Source organism: Halomonas sp. GFAJ-1 (assembly GCF_000236625.2).
Taxonomy (GTDB): Bacteria; Pseudomonadota; Gammaproteobacteria; order Pseudomonadales; family Halomonadaceae; genus Vreelandella.
Genome location: NZ_AHBC01000022.1, coordinates 21,098 through 36,964 on the forward strand (window position 1 = coordinate 21,098; position 15,867 = coordinate 36,964).

Genomic DNA, 15,867 nt, shown 5'->3' on the forward strand with positions numbered 1-15,867 from the left:
GGCTCCTTAGCCATTATGCAGTTCGAGGGGGCGCATCTGTTTGGCCTGTCCACACCACCAAGTGACGGGTAAGCCAGGCTAACAATAAGCCGTAAAGTGGCAGGAAAAAGAGTAGGCTGATACCTAGCTTAATCACATAATCGACCACCGCAATCTCAACCCAATGATTAGCCATAAAGGGGTCTGGGCTGTTGTAAAAAGCCGCAAAGAAAAACGCGAAGGTATCGGCTAAGTTGCCTAATACCGTTGAGCATACTGGCGCTACCCACCACGCCCATTGGCGTAAACGATCAAACACCTGCACGTCTAGCAACTGCCCTATCACATAGGCCAGGAAGCTAGCCAGCGCGATACGTGCCACAAACAAATTCCACTCGCCCAAGGCTTCTAGTCCAGCAAAGCTGCCCCGTGGAAAAACAACCGATACCACATACGAGACTACCAACGCGGGAAACATAACACGCAGGACAATTGAACGTGCTGGCCTTTTACCAAATAACCGTACGGTTAAATCCGTCGCCAGAAAGATAAAGGGGAAACTGAATGCACCCCAGGTGGTATGAAAACCAAATAACGTAAACGGCAGCTGAACCAAGTAGTTACTTGCAGCAATAATGCCAATATGAAAAGCGATCATCACCACCAAGCAGCGGCGGTATTGGGTATCAGTTAATGCAAACATTCAGGATGGCCTTTTTTTAATCACATGAGGGGTTAGGGAACCCTCAAAAAAGCGTTTTAACGCTAACGGGCGCGCATTATACGCTTTCCGCTGAGCAATAAAAAAGCCGCTCGACGAATCGAGCGGCTTGGGCAGTTGCCGTGCCACAGTTTCACAACATTAAGCGTCCAACGGTTTAGCCTGTTCAGCAGCACCTACTGAACGTTCGCACATGGCGGTGTGCACATCACTTAGGCTGGTTGGATCATCGATTGTTGAAGGTATGCCAAACGACTTACCATCAGCAATATTGCGTAACAGCTTACGCAATATTTTCCCGGAACGCGTCTTAGGCAAACGGCTAACCACCAACACTTGCTTAAAGCACGCAATCGGCCCAATACGCTCACGCACCAAGTTAATCAGATCGGCTTCGAGTTGCGCTTCATCGCCCTCAAAGCCATCTTTGGTAATCACCAAGCCAATCGGAAGCTGACCTTTCAAGTCATCGTGGATACCAATGACTGCGCATTCAGCAACGGCTGGGTGCCCGCCTACCACCTCTTCCATTTCACCCGTCGAGAGACGATGCCCAGCCACGTTAATAACATCGTCGGTTCTGCCCATGATGAACAGATAGCCATCTTCATCAAAATAGCCGCCATCACCGGTTAAGTAATAGCCAGGGAACGCCGCCATGTAGGCGCTATGGAACCGCTGTGGGTCGCGCCAAATACCGGTTAAGCACCCTGGCGGAAGCGGTTGCTTGATCACCACACTTCCCTGCTGCATGGGCGCAGCGGTTTCACCATCGCGATCTAAGATTTGCACATTAAACCCAGGCACAGGGTACGTCGCAGAACCTGCTTTGGTAGGTGTAGCCTCTATACCAGGTAAGTTAGCGGCAATGGGCCAACCTGTTTCGGTTTGCCACCAGTGATCGATCACTGGCACATCTAACAAATCATCTAACCAATGGAAAGTCGGTGGATCTAGCCGCTCGCCAGCAACGTACAGATGCTCAAGGCTACTGATATCGTAATTTTCCAGTAGCTTAGCGTCTGGATCCTCTTTTTTAATCGCCCGAAATGCCGTTGGCGCGGTGAAGAAGCTCTTAACCTTATACTCTTGGATTAATCGCCAGAAGCTACCCGCATCCGGCGTTTTTACTGGCTTCCCTTCATAAATAATCGTCGTGCAGCCTCTCAGCAGCGGCGCATAAACAATATAGGAGTGCCCGACGACCCAACCGACATCCGAGGCGGTAAACATTACATCGCCCGGCTGCAGCGCATAAATCGCTTCCATGGAGTAGGCCAGCGCCACCGCATAGCCGCCAGTATCACGCACGACGCCTTTGGGCTTACCCGTCGTACCTGAGGTATAGAGCACATACAAGGGGTCAGTTGCCTTAACAGGCACACACTCAGCAAAGGGAGCGTCTGCTACTAGCGCTTGCCAGTCATGATCCCCCTGCGCTAAGTCGGCCTGAAGGGCATCACGCTGGAAGACCACACACGCTTCAGGCTTAAAGCTACTTTGGGCGATAGCCTGATCAATAATAGGTTTGTAAGGCAGCACCTTATCAACTTCGATTCCGCAAGAGGCCGCAATAACCACCTTTGGCTCTGCGTCTTCAATTCGAACGGCTAACTCATGGGGCGCAAAACCACCAAACACGACAGAGTGCACCGCGCCCAGCCGAGCACAGGCATACATGGCAATTAGTGCTTCAGGCACCATCGGCATGTAGATCACCACTCGGTCGCCTTTAGCCACCCCGAGCGTTGCAAGACCGCCTGCGAACTGGGCCACTCGGTCACGTAGCTCCTGGTAGGTAATAGTTTCCTTTGACTGAGTTACGGGGGAATCCCAATAAATAGCCGGCTGGCTACCGCGTCCTTGTTCCACATGATAGTCAATGGCGGCATAGCAAATATTCAATTCGCCATCGCCAAACCAGCGGGCATGCTGCTGATCATCATAGGAGAGCGTCTGAGTGGGAGGCGTGTACCATGGAAGCCTTTTAGCCTGTTCAGCCCAAAAGGTTTCGGGGTGCTCAACCGATTGCTGGAAGATGTTCTGATAGAGAGTCATAGTGGCCTTGCCTGGACTTTGTCAACGAAATGGATCTGATTGTTGACACTTTATAAAGTTAATCGCTTGACCACCCTCATACTATGGGATAAATCGCGACCAAAGCCGTATAAGCCCACACAGATTGTCGACAAACCAAGAAGACACTACCATTGATTAACCGTTAAACCAGCTTTTGGACAAAACACGCTAAATTACTGATCATTGAATAAACAATTCTCGCGGTATGCTCCCGACGCGAAAATGCCTATAAAACCATAACAACGCTGTGTCATCAGTGTAGGCAAGGAGAAACTCATGTCTGCTTCCCCAAGCGCCGCCTCACGCCTCTTAGAGCATAACGGCCATGCCATTGAGGCAGGTACTAATTTGCTTAAAGCCCTTGCCAATGAAAAGCGTCTGCAAATCCTTTGCTTATTAGCGGAAACAGAGCTGTCGGTAACCCAAATTAATCAGCAACTTGCTCTTAGCCAGTCGGCACTCTCACAACACCTTGCAATCTTGCGGCGCGACCAGTTGGTTAACACCCGCAGGGAGTCCCAAACCATTTATTATTCACTTAAAAGTGATAGCGCCAAGGCCATTATTGACACCTTGGCGCACCACTACGCAGCGTAACTCTATGGCGCCTTAAACCGTGGTTGAAGCAGGCTTAGGTGGGCGCCTCCTAACGACGCTGCCACCCCGCCGAGTCAATTAGCCCTAGCGCTTTGACGGCGGCTTGCTCTACCCCGGCTGAAACCGCTAAGCCGATTTTACGACTAATAGTTTTGGGTGGTTCAAGCTTAACGTGATAAACCTCTGCTTCGGCCATACGCTCAACTAGGTACGCCTCGCTAGTCCCAACGCTATCCACTAGCTGCTGCTCAAGGGCCTCGCTCCCGTACCAGATTTCACCCGTCGCCAGCTTGTCGATATCCATAGCAGGACGATGCTGGGAGACGAAGTTTTTAAACAGTTGGTGAGTGTTTTCCAGATCATCAATAAACTTCTCGCGCCCCTCTTGGGTATTTTCTCCCAGGACGGTCAAGGTGCGCTTATATTTACCAGCGGTCAGCAGTTCCACATCAATATCGTGGCGCTTAAGCAGCCGGTGAATATTGGGCACCTGCGCAACAACGCCAATAGAGCCAATGACTGCAAAGGGGGCTGCTTTAATGTGACTAGCGGTACAGGCCATCATGTAGCCACCACTAGCAGCCACTTTATCGATACACACAGTAGTCATTAGACCCGCCACGCGTAGCCTGTCTAACTGAGCCGCTGCAAGCCCATAACCGTGAACCAAACCACCTGCGGACTCAAGGCGCACAATCACTTCATCTTCTGCCGTTGCGACCTCGATAATCGCTGAAACTTCTTGAGCGAACTGCTCAGTTTGCGACGCTTTCAAGTCCCCATGAAAATCCAGAACCCACACTTTCGGTGAATGCTGTTGCTCGCTTTTACCGCTTTTACCGCTTTTACCGCTTTTTGCCGCTTTATGTCGCGCTTTCTCCTCTTGGCGAAACGCTTTGATGAGCTTTTTACGCGCCCCATGCTCTGTGGTGGTCACACGTAATCGGCGCCCACGGGAGCGACGCTGATCATTTAACGACTCAACGTTCAGCTTAAGGCTGCCATCGTCAGATTCCTTGCTGCGCATGATCAGCACCAGAACGAACCCAATTAGCGCTATCACAATGACCGCCTGAACCAGGAAGGTGCCTATCTCTACTACCCACTCACTCATATGCTGCTCCCAATACTGTGTTTAAACGCTTAAAAGCTTTACCGTGCCCACCCTTAGGCCTAAGAACGTATTGCACTCAGCCTACGGCGCTTGATTAAAACAATTGTTTGAAATAATCTCATGGTCAACGTGCTGATTCACCAACACTCTTGGACAGCAACCCATAACTCACCCATAAGCCATTAGGAATTTTACTATGTCATCAAATACCCTTGAAAAGTTGCAAGCCCGCTTCAACCCAGAAGCTGCTAAAGGCATGGACGAAGTGTTTCAGTTTCATTTCACTGATGCGGGAAGCCACTATTTGAATATTCAAGACGGCACCTTAGATGCCCAAGAAGGTGAGCACGACGACCCTTCTGTCAGCCTAACCATGAGCACTGAAACCCTAAAAGGCATCATGAGTGGCGATATAAACGGCATGACGGCTTTCATGACCGGCAAGCTGAAAGCGACCGGTAATGTCATGCTCGCCACTAAACTCACAACGCTGTTCCCCAGCAAGTAATCCGTACACCGCCTTAAAACATCGTCTTCGGTGGGCGTTAATCGGCCAAAGTGATTAACGCCAACGGGCCAAGTGAGTTTCAACGAGCTCACGGGAAATAGAGTAAGGCGGCGGCAGCGCAGGTAGCTGACGCGGCGAGAACCACGCGGCATCGCTAATTTCCACGCCATCAATGCGAATACGCCGCGTGGTCGCTTCAGCAAAAAAGCCAAACATCAACGAATGCGGAAACGGCCACGCCTGGCTCTGGTGGTAACGGAGCTTATCTACGTGGACACCAACCTCTTCGAATATCTCTCGATGCACAGCCTCTTCAGCAGACTCGCCAGGCTCAATAAATCCCGCAAGCGTTGAATAGCGGCCAGGAGGAAAGCGCGGGCTACGCGCCAACAACATCGCTTCGCCGCTGGTCACTAGGGTAATAATACACGGTGAAATACGCGGATAATTGCGGTGCCCACAGGCGTGACAATGCATAGCAAACTCGGCTTCAAGTTTGGCGGCCTTCTCGCCACAGCGCCCGCAAAACCGATGGTTTTCAAGCCAAGCACCCACCTGTAACGCAGTAGAAAGCAAGCTGAACCATGAAGCTGCCAACTGCCCTAGCCATTGCCGGCCATCAATCCAGTCTTCGCCCGGCGTGCGCTCAACCAGCAGCGCAACAGGCTCATCGTGCCAATAGCACAGCGGCTGCATCTGCTCACTCCAAGGCTGGAGGGGCTGAAGCGGGGTTAGCTCACCGTCGAGCAGTGCCGGGGCAATACGGCTGCGGGATACACGAATCACGCGGCCTTCACGGGCATGGTGGGGTATTTCACGTTTAAGCATCGGCTTGGGTTTCCTCAAACCAGCGCAGGTGATGAGTTTCACACTTAGCCTGGTGGGCTGCCTGCTCGTCAGCACTCGGGCGAATCACCCGTAGCTGACCAGGGGTAAGTGAAAGCCGCTTAACCGCTAGACCTTCAGTTGCCTGCTGCTGTTGCTGTTTATTTGATGAGGTATCAGCATCCAGGATGAGCGCTGTTTGGCCGCCGGTCATGGCCAAATACACTTCGGCGAGAATTTCGGCATCTAACAGTGCACCGTGGAGCACCCGGTGGCCGTTGTCGATATCGTAGCGCTTACACAGCGCATCCAGATTATTGCGCTGGCCCGGATGCTTCTCGCGCGCCATCACCAGCGTATCCAAAATACGGCAATGTTCCCGAACAGGGCCCAGCACTGGCGCTTTATGACGCTGACTGAGCATCGTCAATTCATGGTCGATAAACCCAACATCGAAGGGCGCGTTATGAATAACCAGCTCGGCCCCATCGATAAATGCCCAGAAAGCCTCGGCGATTTCTGCAAATACTGGCTCATTAGCAACTTTGGCGTCATCAATGCCGTGAACAGCGACAACTTCAGCGTCAATATGCCGTTCGGGATTGATGTATTGATGGTAAGTGCGGCCAGTAAAGCGCCGGTTGATCATTTCAACAGCACCAATTTCTACCAAACGATGGCCATCTTTTGGATCAATGCCCGTAGTTTCAGTATCTAAGATTACTTGGCGCATGCAGCTCTCCTTTGGTGCTCATCAATTGCTTCGTTGGCCAAGGCATCTGCACGTTCGTTACCGGGATGACCGCTATGCCCTTTCACCCAGTGCCACTCCACCTTGTGCCGCTGAGTTTCTTCGTGAAGGGTTTTCCAAAGTTCAGCGTTTTTTACCGGTTGCTTGGCGGCGGTTTTCCAGCCTCGCTTAATCCAGTTATATATCCACTGAGTAATGCCCTGACGCACGTATTGAGAATCCGTCCAAAGCGCCACTTCACAGGATTTGTTGAGGGTACGCAGCGCCATAATAGCGGCCATTAACTCCATACGATTATTTGTCGTCTCGGCTTCGTAGCCTTTAAGCGTCTTCTCGTGCTGACCACTAGAGAGCACCACTCCCCAACCACCTGGGCCTGGATTTCCTCGGCACGCCCCGTCGGTATAAACCGTCACCTGAGGCAGCCCCTCGGCTACTTGCTTACTCACGCTCTCTATCCTTATTTTGACGACGTTGATCTGATGACTGATAGCGCGCCGAAGCGCCGGTTCGTGTCGCACCTAACGTGGAGGATGAAACGGGGGCGCTTAGGCCAAACTTAACTCGCTCGATAGGCGCATGGCGCTGGCGCCGCTGCGCTTGGATCATGTAGCTTTCACCAAGGGGAAGATTATGTCTTCGCCCCCAAGCCTCCCAATGTTCGCCGCACTTGGCGTTCACTAGGCCTCGAAAGCAGCAATAGTCTACGCGCTCCACCTCAAAGTCGACAAACGCCAGCCAGTCTCGCAGCCGATTTGCGGTGCGCCACTGCCCATTCCACGGAAACTGAGGCTGCTTTTTACGCCAGCGCTGAGCGACCCCGCTGAGGCTAACAGGGTTAAAGCCAAACAGTACTAATACACCGTTATCAGCCGTCACTCTCGCTGCCTCTTGAAGGGTGTAGTGAGCATCAGGTAGATGCTCCAGCCAATGATGTACCACCACGGTATCTAAACAGCGGTCCGGCAGCGCCAGTTGGCCTGGCGGGCACACCAGCGTAGAGGGCGACTCTGCCAGGGCGCGGGTAGGCGCCCATCGCATCATGTGGGGAATCGCTGACATGGTCATTAATGCCGGCCCCATACTCATCTCTAAGCTATGCCCCCCCTTGCGCCCTTCAACAACCGGGCCTAAGCAAGCGCGCTGCACATCCCATAGTGAACGGCCAGCTTCGGTTTGCCAGTACGCCTGACTTTGAGCCATCCGCTTAGCGAGCATCGGTGCCATTGACGAATTTGACATGAACAGCGCTTCCCTCCACAGTAGCTATCTTTTAGCGACATTGGCGCCGATCTTGCGCGCGTCAAATAAACGGTCTAACAGTTGCTCAGCACAGCATAGTTATGTGCAGTTAGTGTGCAGATTACTAGCACCAATTTATTACTACTTATTCGTTATTAGAACTTTAACATTCGAACTTCAAAGGATCTCGCCCATGATGAGCGTGACACCGATTCCCGCCCTTAGCGATAACTATATTTGGCTATTGAGACAAGATACCAGTCAAAGCGTTTGCGTAGTGGATCCTGGTGAAGCGGCGCCGGTTATCGAGATTCTGGAGCGAGACTCTCTAAAACTAGACACCATATTAATTACCCACCATCACCACGATCATACCGGTGGGCTGAATGAACTGATTAAACGCTACTCGCCCCGTGTTATCGGTCCTGCTAACTCATCCATCGAAGGTATTGATGTGGCAGTAGGTGAAGGCGACGAAGTAAGAGTCATGGGGCGGCTGTTTGAAGTAATTACGACACCGGGTCACACCCTGGACCACATCAGCTACTTTACACCGGGCATTCCTGCTTTACTGTTCTGCGGCGACACGCTGTTTTGTGCAGGATGCGGCCGCCTTTTTGAGGGTTCCCCTGAGCAAATGTTCGCATCGCTGAAAAAGATTACGGAACTCCCTGAGGATACACTGGTCTTTGCAGCCCATGAATATACGCAAGCAAATCTAACGTTTGCGCGTGCTGCAGACCCTGACAATAAAGACGTTGAATACGCCTGGCAGGAGTGTGAAAAGGCGTGGGCACTCGACCGGCCCACCTTACCCAGCACGATAGGACGCGAGCTGAAAATTAACCCCTACCTGCGTGTGAGCACCGACAGCGTTCGCCAAGCGGCAGGAACACAGGGTTCTAATGATGACGATCTCGCCACATTCACCACTCTTCGCGAGTGGAAGAACCGTTTTTAAGAAAACTATCGTAAAGAAACGTACCGACTATGACTTATCGAACGATTCGCCAGCGCCTGCTGTTAAGCGCGGGTAGCACCGTAATAATGGGCTTTTTTATGGCAGCGGCAGCAAATTCACAGGCCTCTGCTACCGATTACACAAGCACTTACAGGTCCGCTACGCCGGGTGAATCTTCCACCACCTCGCCGGCAACAGCCACCCCGGATACCACAGTGCAGCCTGCAACTGCCCAGGCCACGCCGCAGCCTTCCACTTTTCATACCCATTTCTGGGATGCCTTGGTATTAGAACCAAAGGATGCGTGGAGTTCGTTACGCGCAAACTTTCAATGGCAAGAAAAGCAGCTATCTACCGAGGCTCAAGCCAGAGTCGATAAGTGGATTGAGCATTATCAGGCAAGCCCGCAAAATATTGTGGCCATCACTGAGCGGGCTACGCCCTGGCTAGCGTGGATCAATCAGCAGGTTAAAGAGCGTGGCTTGCCGGGTGAAATTGCCCTTATTCCTTTTGTCGAAAGCTCCTTTGACCCGAGTGCACGTAGCCACCGAGGAGCTGCCGGGCTATGGCAATTTATGCCGCGCACGGGCGATGCGCTCGGTTTAGTGCGCAACGGTAACTACGACGGTCGGCTGGATGTCGTCACTTCCACCGAAGCAGCACTGGATTACCTAGAAATGCAGGCCGATGAGTGGTACCAAGGTGATTTGATGCTATCGCTGGCGGCCTATAATGCGGGCGCAGGCACGGTTAATCGCGCTCAACGGCAAGCGCAGGGCCAAGGGTTACCAGGCGAGTACTGGGATCTTGCCCTCCCCAATGAAACCATGCAGTACGTCCCCAAGCTTAAAGCCATCGCCACCATTATCAATGACCCTGAATTTTATGGCATCAGCCTGCCGGAAATTCACTCCGATCCCGCCTTTGCCAAGGTGCAGTTAGAGCAGCCAGTGAGTCTTGCTCAAGCATCGCGGTTATTAGATGTCAGCCAATCCGCGCTGGCCGAGCTAAACCCTGGTCTGCTGAATGGCAGTATCGATTTGCATAGTGCACAAACGTTATTAGTGCCCGAAGAAGTCGATACACAGGTATTGGCGCAGCTTTCGCAATCAGGCAGCAGCGAGCTTGCCACAACGGCGACCCCAGATGTGCACCGCGTTGAAAATGGTGACAACCTGTCAGCCATTGCGGCACGCTATAATCTTAATCAGCAGGATCTAATCAGATGGAATGCACTAACCCGACCTGAATCCATTCAGCCAGGGCAACTACTTAGCCTCTCAGGGCGTTAAAGCTGGGTATCCAATGGCTGTGTTCACAAAGGATGTTACTCATGTCACGCAGTGTGTTGTTTGCCAAAGCAATGATGCTAGCCAGCTGCTTTATGCTCAGCATGCCACTCATTGCCTCGGAACGTGAGGCGAATACCGGCACACCGCCACTTGTGGTAAATGAGTACGTCTCTACCCCTATTGAAACCAAGCACGGGCTGTCTCTTTACGACAGCCCCGAACTGCCAGTGGACTTCGCCTACTTTCCTCACGTCAATCCGTCGGCGCCCAAAGGCGGCACTATCACCCATACCGCCGTAGGCGGCAGCTTTGACTCGACCAACCCCTTTATTATCCGCGGCACCCCTGCCACGGGCATTTCAAACATCTACGATACGTTGATGGCCAGCAACCCTGGCGAACCCTTTAGCCTGTATGGGTTATTGGCAAAAGGCGTTCGCTTAGACCCTAACCGAGAGTGGATTGAGTTTGACCTTCGTTCTGAGGCACGTTTTCAAGATGGCGAGCCGGTTACCGCCTATGACGTGGTCTTCTCGTTCAACCTATTACGCGATGAAGGTAACCCTTTTTATGCTAGTTATTACGCGGGGGTAGAGCGCGTCATCGCCCAAAGCGAGCACCAGGTGCGCTTTGAGTTTAACGATACTGAATCACGTGAACTGCCGTTAATTGTGGCGCAACTCCCCATCTTTCCCCGTCACTACTGGGAGCCGCGGGATTTCACCGCACCTACCCTTGCTGCCCACCCCGGCTCTGGCCCTTACCGTATTAGTAACGTAGACCCTGGTCGACGCATCGTATTTCAACGAGACGAAAACTACTGGGGTAAAGACCTACCAGTTAATGTCGGCCGCTACAACATTGACCAAATTGTGTATGAGTACTACCGAGACCGTGATATTGCTTGGGAAGCTTTTAAAGCAGGTTTGACAGATTTTCGCGTTGATGCTCGGGCGGCCACCTGGGCCATCGGCTATGATTTCCCTGCTTATCGCGATGGATTGGTGAAACGCATTACCGTGCCCGATGTAAATCCTTCGATGATGCAGGCGTTTGTGTTCAACCTGCGTAAAGAGAAATTCCAAGATCCACGCGTGCGTGAAGCGTTGAGCCTGACCTTCGATTTTCCGTGGCTCAATACCAATATTTTTTACGACACTTACCAGCGCACTGAAAGCTTCTTCCAAAACTCTGAAATGGAGGCTGTCGGGCCACCCTCAGAGGAAGAGCTGGCATTGTTAGCGCCATTTCGAGATGAGCTACTCGCCTCTCACCAGTCTGAAAGACTGTTTACCGAACCACTGCCTGTTGCCCACCCCACTGAGCTACGTGAGCGTTTGAGGCTAGCCTTGGACTTGTTACGTGAAGCGGGATATGACGTCGTTGATGGCGTGCTCGTTAATAATGACACCGGTCGCCCGTTAAGCTTAGAAGTGCTGCTTTATGATTCTGGTTTGGAGCGGGTGGTACAACCCATGCTTCGCAATATGGCACGCCTAGGTGTTCAAACATCGCTGCGTATAGTGGATATTAACCAATTCCTTAATCGTCAACGCAGCTACGATTACGACATGGTGATCAGCCACTTTCCACAGTCAAACAACCCTGGTAACGAACAGCGCGATTACTGGACAAGTGCCGCCGCAGAAGCACCCCAGAGCCGTAACCGTATGGCATTAGCGCACCCTGCCGTTGATGCACTGGTTGAACAGCTCATCCGCGCAGAGGATCGTGAATCACTCGACACCGTTGCCCACGCCCTTGACCGAGTACTTCGCTGGGGATTTTACGTGATCCCCCATTACCACTCGGGGGAAACCCGTATTGCCGTGTGGGATAAATTTGGTTATCCAGAGCCCTTCCCTGAATATGCCATGGATTTAGATGCCTGGTGGGTGGATACCGACCGCGAGGCAGAACTGCAGCGCCGTCACCGACGCCGCTGAACCTGTTTAAGGAGTACTCCGTGGCACGCTATACCCTGCGTCGTTTGCTACTGATGATACCGACCCTATTCGGCATCATGTTGCTCAACTTTATGATTGTCCAAGCAGCCCCCGGCGGCCCCATCGACCAGATGCTGGCACGCTTTGAGGGTGCTGATGCCATGGCCAGCACACGCTTGGACATGGGCGGTGCCGATGTCCAAGTAAGCGATGATTCCCGTGGTGCGCGGGGTATCGATCCACGTTTTATAGAGCAGCTGGAGCAGCAGTTTGGCTTTGATAAGCCCGCCCATGAACGTTTCATCGGCATGATGGTGGACTACCTTACCTTCGACTTCGGCACTAGCTTCTTTCGCGACCGACCGGTGATCGAGCTAATGATTGAGCGCCTGCCGGTGTCCATCTCACTAGGGCTTTGGACGACGTTACTGGTTTACTTAATTTCGATCCCTCTTGGTATTCGTAAAGCCCTTCGGCATGGTTCGCGCTTTGACGTGTGGACCTCAGGGCTTGTGGTAGTGGGGTACGCTATCCCGGGGTTTTTATTCGCTATTTTGCTGATTGTGCTGTTCGCAGGGGGCACCTACCTGGACTGGTTCCCGCTGCGTGGCTTAACCTCGCCCGATTTTGCCGACCTATCACCCTGGGGCAAAGTAAAAGACTATTTCTGGCACATCACGCTTCCCGTTACGGCTGCCGCCATTGGTAGCTTCGCGACATTAACCATGCTAACCAAAAACAGCTTCTTGGACGAAATTCACAAGCAGTATGTACTCACTGCCCGCGCCAAAGGCGCTGATGAGCATCGTATTCTTTACGGCCACGTATTCCGTAACGCGATGCTGATTATTATTGCTGGTCTGCCGGCCGCCATGATCGGTATTTTCTTTACCGGCGCACTGCTCATTGAGGTTATTTTCTCGCTGGATGGGCTGGGCTTGTTGGGCTTTGAGGCCGTTATGCAACGGGACTACCCCGTTATCTTTGGCACGCTGTTTCTGTATACCGTCATCGGCCTGATACTGAAGCTAATATCCGATTTAACCTATGTGTGGGTCGACCCGCGCATCGACTTTGCCTCAAGGGAGTCGTAAAGATGGGCTTTATCTCCTCTCGGCTATCGCCTATCACCTTGCGCCGTTTAGCGGCTTTCAAAGCCAACCGACGCGCACGCGTTTCGCTATGGTTATTTGGCGTGCTGTTTATTCTCAGCCTGTTCGCAGAACTCATTGCCAACGACAAACCTATCGTGATGCAGTACGACGGCCAATGGTATATACCGCTGCTCGTCGCCTATCCAGAAACAGAGTTCGGCGGTTTTTTACCCACACGAACCGACTACCTAGACCCCTTCATTCAGCAGCAAATTAACGAAAACGGCTGGGCTTTGTGGCCCCTTATCCCGTTCTCCTACCAAACGCTAGACATGCAGATGACCCAACCCTCCCCTGCACCGCCCGATGGCCGCCACTGGCTGGGCACCGACGACCAGGGGCGCGATGTGTTAGCACGTGTCATTTACGGGTTTCGGTTATCGGTGGTCTTTGCCTTAGTGCTCACCGCAGGCTCACTGGTTCTGGGTGTGCTGGTAGGGGGCATTCAGGGTTACTTCGGCGGCAAGGTGGATTTAATTGGGCAACGCATGACAGAAATATGGTCGGGGCTGCCGGTGCTTTTTTTACTGATTATTCTTGCAAGCTTTGTGCAGCCCGGTTTTTGGTGGCTACTGGGCATTATGCTGATGTTTTCGTGGCTGGGGCTGGTGGATATCGTACGCGCTGAGTTTTTGCGCGCCCGAAATCTGGAATACGTGCGCGCCGCAAAGGCGATGGGCCTGCCCTCTCGGCTAATTATGTGGCGGCATGTGCTACCTAACGCGATGGTGGCTACCCTTACCTTTATTCCCTTCTTATTCACTGGCGCTATCGGGACACTCACCGCTCTCGACTTTTTGGGGTTCGGCCTGCCCCCTGGGGCTCCTTCCCTCGGGGAACTGGCGGCACAAGGCAAAAACAACCTACACGCCCCTTGGCTAGGTATTACTGCCTTTATGACGTTAGCCTTTATGCTCTCGTTGCTGGTATTCATTGGCGAAGGCCTAAGGGATGCCTTCGACCCACGCCATGTGAAGCAGCACCCATCATCCGCCCAGGAAACCCAGCATGCCTAATCAGGTAAACACCGCTAAGCCGCTACTACGCTTAAACGAGTTTTCGGTTTCCTTCGATGGCAACGTGGTTGTCGACTCCCTTTCGCTCACTGTGAACGCGGGTGAAACGCTGGCCATTGTGGGTGAATCGGGCTCAGGCAAGTCGGTTTCTGCATTGGGTGCCATTAATTTACTACCCAGCAACGCCACTGTTCATGGTGAGCGGTGGCTAGAGGACATCGACTTAAATCAACTAACTGGCAGGGATTGGAACGGGGTGCGGGGAAACCGGGTTGGCTTTATTTTTCAAGAGCCCATGACCTCGCTTAACCCCTTACACCGCATTGGAAAGCAGATCGGTGAAACCTTGCGGCTTCACCAAGGGCTTAGCGGCCAAGCAGCTCGCATGCGCGCCAAATCGCTATTAGAGCAGGTCAAACTACCCCGCTCGGAAGAGTTGCTTGATGCATGGCCTCATCAACTTTCCGGTGGCCAGCGCCAGCGGGTGATGATTGCCATGGCAATTGCCAACAATCCAACACTGTTAATAGCCGATGAACCCACTACCGCCCTCGACGTCACCGTACAGCAGGAAATTCTAGCCCTGCTCAAAGAACTGCGTGACCAACATGGCATGGGTGTGTTGTTTATCAGCCACGATTTGAATCTCGTACGCCGCCACGCGGACAGGGTTTGCGTCATGTATCAAGGTAAGCTGCAGGAAGCCGGTAGCGTTACCGAGGTATTTAACAATCCGCAAAGCGACTACACAAAAGCGCTGATTGCCGCGGAGCCCGAAGGCCGGCCAGCAGCCCCGACCGATACCACACCGCTATTAACCACGCACCAGCTTAGCGTTAGTTTTAAGCGGCCTAAAACGGGGCTTTTTCAGCGCCAGCCACCCGCTTTTGAAGCCCTAAAAGCGACAAATTTAACTATTGCCCCTGGTGAAACCCTGGGCATTGTCGGGGAATCTGGCTCTGGCAAGACCACCCTTGCCTCGGCGATCATGCGTTTAGTGACTAGCCAAGGTGACGTCTCATTGGGCGATGCCACGCTAAGCCAACTCTCCGGCGATGCGCTAAGGCGCCAGCGTCATCGCTTACAAATGGTGTTTCAAGACCCTTACGGCGCACTTTCCCCGCGCATGTCCGTGTTTGATATTGTTAGCGAAGGTGTGCGGTTTCATTACCCTACTCTGTCGACCACAGAAGTCACCGAGCGGGTGCACCGAACGCTACGCGAAGTGGGCCTACCGGAAAGCTGTGCTGCGCGGTACCCTCACGAGTTTTCCGGCGGACAGCGACAGCGCATTGCCGTGGCGCGCGCCATCATTTTAGAACCAGAGTTGCTGGTATTGGATGAGCCAACCTCAGCGCTAGACCGTACCGTGCAGAAGCAGCTAGTGACGCTACTTCGCGAACTTCAGGCACGCCGCCAGCTAAGCTACCTGTTTATCAGTCACGACCTCGCCGTGGTTCGCGCCATGGCACACCGGATCATGGTGCTCAAGGATGGTGTCGTGGTTGAACAAGGGAACTGCCTTGAAGTACTTGCTACCCCTAAGCACGCTTATACCAAAGCGCTTATAGAAGCCGCCCATCTAAGCTAGCGTCTGCTTAACGCTCAGTTTTTGGCACTACTTGCTAACAGATGAACAGCCCCTATAGACCAGTACAAGATAACGGTATAAAAATGCTCAT

At 52.7% G+C, this 15,867-nt stretch carries 15 protein-coding genes; 8 read left to right on the forward strand and 7 right to left on the reverse strand.

What is annotated here, in order from left to right:
* Window positions 1–13 precede the first annotated feature (13 nt).
* Both MOY_RS05655 and MOY_RS05660 read right to left on the reverse strand, forming a co-directional pair.
* Window positions 14–682 carry a 7-cyano-7-deazaguanine/7-aminomethyl-7-deazaguanine transporter gene (locus tag MOY_RS05655; protein WP_009097465.1) on the reverse strand — a complete coding sequence of 223 codons (669 nt, stop codon included), beginning with the start codon at window positions 680–682 and terminating at the stop codon, window positions 14–16.
* A 159-nt stretch (window positions 683–841) separates the two neighbouring features.
* Window positions 842–2,758, reverse strand: a complete 1,917-nt coding sequence (locus MOY_RS05660) for a propionyl-CoA synthetase (protein WP_009097467.1) — start codon at window positions 2,756–2,758, stop codon at window positions 842–844.
* A gap of 297 nt (window positions 2,759–3,055) precedes the next feature.
* Here MOY_RS05660 and MOY_RS05665 point away from each other — a divergent pair, with 297 nt between their 5' ends.
* Window positions 3,056–3,376, forward strand: a complete 321-nt coding sequence (locus tag MOY_RS05665) for an ArsR/SmtB family transcription factor (protein ID WP_009097469.1) — start codon at window positions 3,056–3,058, stop codon at window positions 3,374–3,376.
* 49 nt (window positions 3,377–3,425) lie between these two features.
* Here MOY_RS05665 and sohB read toward each other — a convergent pair whose 3' ends face one another.
* A complete protein-coding gene (gene sohB, locus MOY_RS05670; protein WP_009097472.1) occupies window positions 3,426–4,490 on the reverse strand; it encodes a protease SohB in 1,065 nt (354 codons plus the stop codon).
* A gap of 196 nt (window positions 4,491–4,686) precedes the next feature.
* Between sohB and MOY_RS05675 the strand changes: the two genes are divergently transcribed.
* On the forward strand, window positions 4,687–4,998 hold the full coding sequence (locus MOY_RS05675; protein WP_009097474.1) for an SCP2 sterol-binding domain-containing protein: 312 nt from the start codon (window positions 4,687–4,689) through the stop codon (window positions 4,996–4,998).
* A gap of 54 nt (window positions 4,999–5,052) precedes the next feature.
* On the opposite strand, the gene nudC is transcribed toward MOY_RS05675, so the two are convergent.
* The 4 genes from nudC to MOY_RS05695 are packed head-to-tail and all read right to left on the reverse strand — an operon-like array spanning window position 5,053 to window position 7,816.
* A complete protein-coding gene (nudC, locus tag MOY_RS05680; RefSeq protein ID WP_009097476.1) occupies window positions 5,053–5,826 on the reverse strand; it encodes an NAD(+) diphosphatase in 774 nt (257 codons plus the stop codon).
* The gene (dnaQ, locus tag MOY_RS05685; protein ID WP_009097480.1) at window positions 5,819–6,556 is read right to left on the reverse strand and encodes a DNA polymerase III subunit epsilon; all 738 of its coding nucleotides are present in this window, start codon (window positions 6,554–6,556) and stop codon (window positions 5,819–5,821) included. The genes nudC and dnaQ overlap by 8 nt, the downstream gene beginning before the upstream one ends.
* Window positions 6,544–7,023 carry a ribonuclease HI gene (gene rnhA / locus MOY_RS05690; protein WP_009097482.1) on the reverse strand — a complete coding sequence of 160 codons (480 nt, stop codon included), beginning with the start codon at window positions 7,021–7,023 and terminating at the stop codon, window positions 6,544–6,546. Before rnhA ends, dnaQ begins: the two co-directional genes overlap by 13 nt.
* Window positions 7,016–7,816, reverse strand: coding sequence for a class I SAM-dependent methyltransferase (locus tag MOY_RS05695; RefSeq protein WP_009097484.1), 801 nt, complete (start codon window positions 7,814–7,816; stop codon window positions 7,016–7,018). The genes rnhA and MOY_RS05695 overlap by 8 nt, the downstream gene beginning before the upstream one ends.
* A 193-nt stretch (window positions 7,817–8,009) precedes the next feature.
* Here MOY_RS05695 and gloB point away from each other — a divergent pair, with 193 nt between their 5' ends.
* From gloB to MOY_RS05725, 6 genes are read left to right on the forward strand one after another with little or no spacing between them, the layout of a single operon-like run.
* Complete coding sequence (gene gloB, locus MOY_RS05700) at window positions 8,010–8,777, forward strand: hydroxyacylglutathione hydrolase (protein WP_009097486.1); 768 nt, start codon at window positions 8,010–8,012, stop codon at window positions 8,775–8,777.
* Between the two features lie 29 nt (window positions 8,778–8,806).
* Entirely contained in the window at window positions 8,807–10,069 is a 1,263-nt protein-coding gene (locus MOY_RS05705; RefSeq protein WP_009097488.1) for a transglycosylase SLT domain-containing protein, read from the forward strand.
* Window positions 10,070–10,110: 41 nt separating this feature from the next.
* Complete coding sequence (locus MOY_RS05710; protein ID WP_009097490.1) at window positions 10,111–12,015, forward strand: extracellular solute-binding protein; 1,905 nt, start codon at window positions 10,111–10,113, stop codon at window positions 12,013–12,015.
* A gap of 20 nt (window positions 12,016–12,035) precedes the next feature.
* Window positions 12,036–13,109, forward strand: coding sequence for a microcin C ABC transporter permease YejB (locus MOY_RS05715; RefSeq protein WP_009097492.1), 1,074 nt, complete (start codon window positions 12,036–12,038; stop codon window positions 13,107–13,109).
* A 2-nt stretch (window positions 13,110–13,111) separates the two neighbouring features.
* A complete protein-coding gene (locus MOY_RS05720) occupies window positions 13,112–14,185 on the forward strand; it encodes an ABC transporter permease (protein ID WP_009097494.1) in 1,074 nt (357 codons plus the stop codon).
* Window positions 14,178–15,776 (forward strand): ABC transporter ATP-binding protein, encoded by a 1,599-nt coding sequence (locus MOY_RS05725; RefSeq protein WP_009097496.1) that lies wholly within the window; start codon window positions 14,178–14,180, stop codon window positions 15,774–15,776. The genes MOY_RS05720 and MOY_RS05725 overlap by 8 nt, the downstream gene beginning before the upstream one ends.
* Window positions 15,777–15,867: the final 91 nt, after the last annotated feature.

Coding starts and splice junctions, on each gene's coding strand:
- nudC (WP_009097476.1), bottom strand. CDS start 5,826: ATGCTTAAACGTGAAATACCCCACCATGCCCGTGAAGGCCGCGTGATT.
- MOY_RS05695 (WP_009097484.1), bottom strand. CDS start 7,816: ATGTCAAATTCGTCAATGGCACCGATGCTCGCTAAGCGGATGGCTCAA.
- gloB (WP_009097486.1), top strand. CDS start 8,010: ATGATGAGCGTGACACCGATTCCCGCCCTTAGCGATAACTATATTTGG.
- MOY_RS05675 (WP_009097474.1), top strand. CDS start 4,687: ATGTCATCAAATACCCTTGAAAAGTTGCAAGCCCGCTTCAACCCAGAA.
- dnaQ (WP_009097480.1), bottom strand. CDS start 6,556: ATGCGCCAAGTAATCTTAGATACTGAAACTACGGGCATTGATCCAAAA.
- MOY_RS05660 (WP_009097467.1), bottom strand. CDS start 2,758: ATGACTCTCTATCAGAACATCTTCCAGCAATCGGTTGAGCACCCCGAA.
- MOY_RS05725 (WP_009097496.1), top strand. CDS start 14,178: ATGCCTAATCAGGTAAACACCGCTAAGCCGCTACTACGCTTAAACGAG.
- MOY_RS05710 (WP_009097490.1), top strand. CDS start 10,111: ATGTCACGCAGTGTGTTGTTTGCCAAAGCAATGATGCTAGCCAGCTGC.
- MOY_RS05720 (WP_009097494.1), top strand. CDS start 13,112: ATGGGCTTTATCTCCTCTCGGCTATCGCCTATCACCTTGCGCCGTTTA.
- MOY_RS05655 (WP_009097465.1), bottom strand. CDS start 682: ATGTTTGCATTAACTGATACCCAATACCGCCGCTGCTTGGTGGTGATG.
- sohB (WP_009097472.1), bottom strand. CDS start 4,490: ATGAGTGAGTGGGTAGTAGAGATAGGCACCTTCCTGGTTCAGGCGGTC.
- MOY_RS05665 (WP_009097469.1), top strand. CDS start 3,056: ATGTCTGCTTCCCCAAGCGCCGCCTCACGCCTCTTAGAGCATAACGGC.
- MOY_RS05705 (WP_009097488.1), top strand. CDS start 8,807: ATGACTTATCGAACGATTCGCCAGCGCCTGCTGTTAAGCGCGGGTAGC.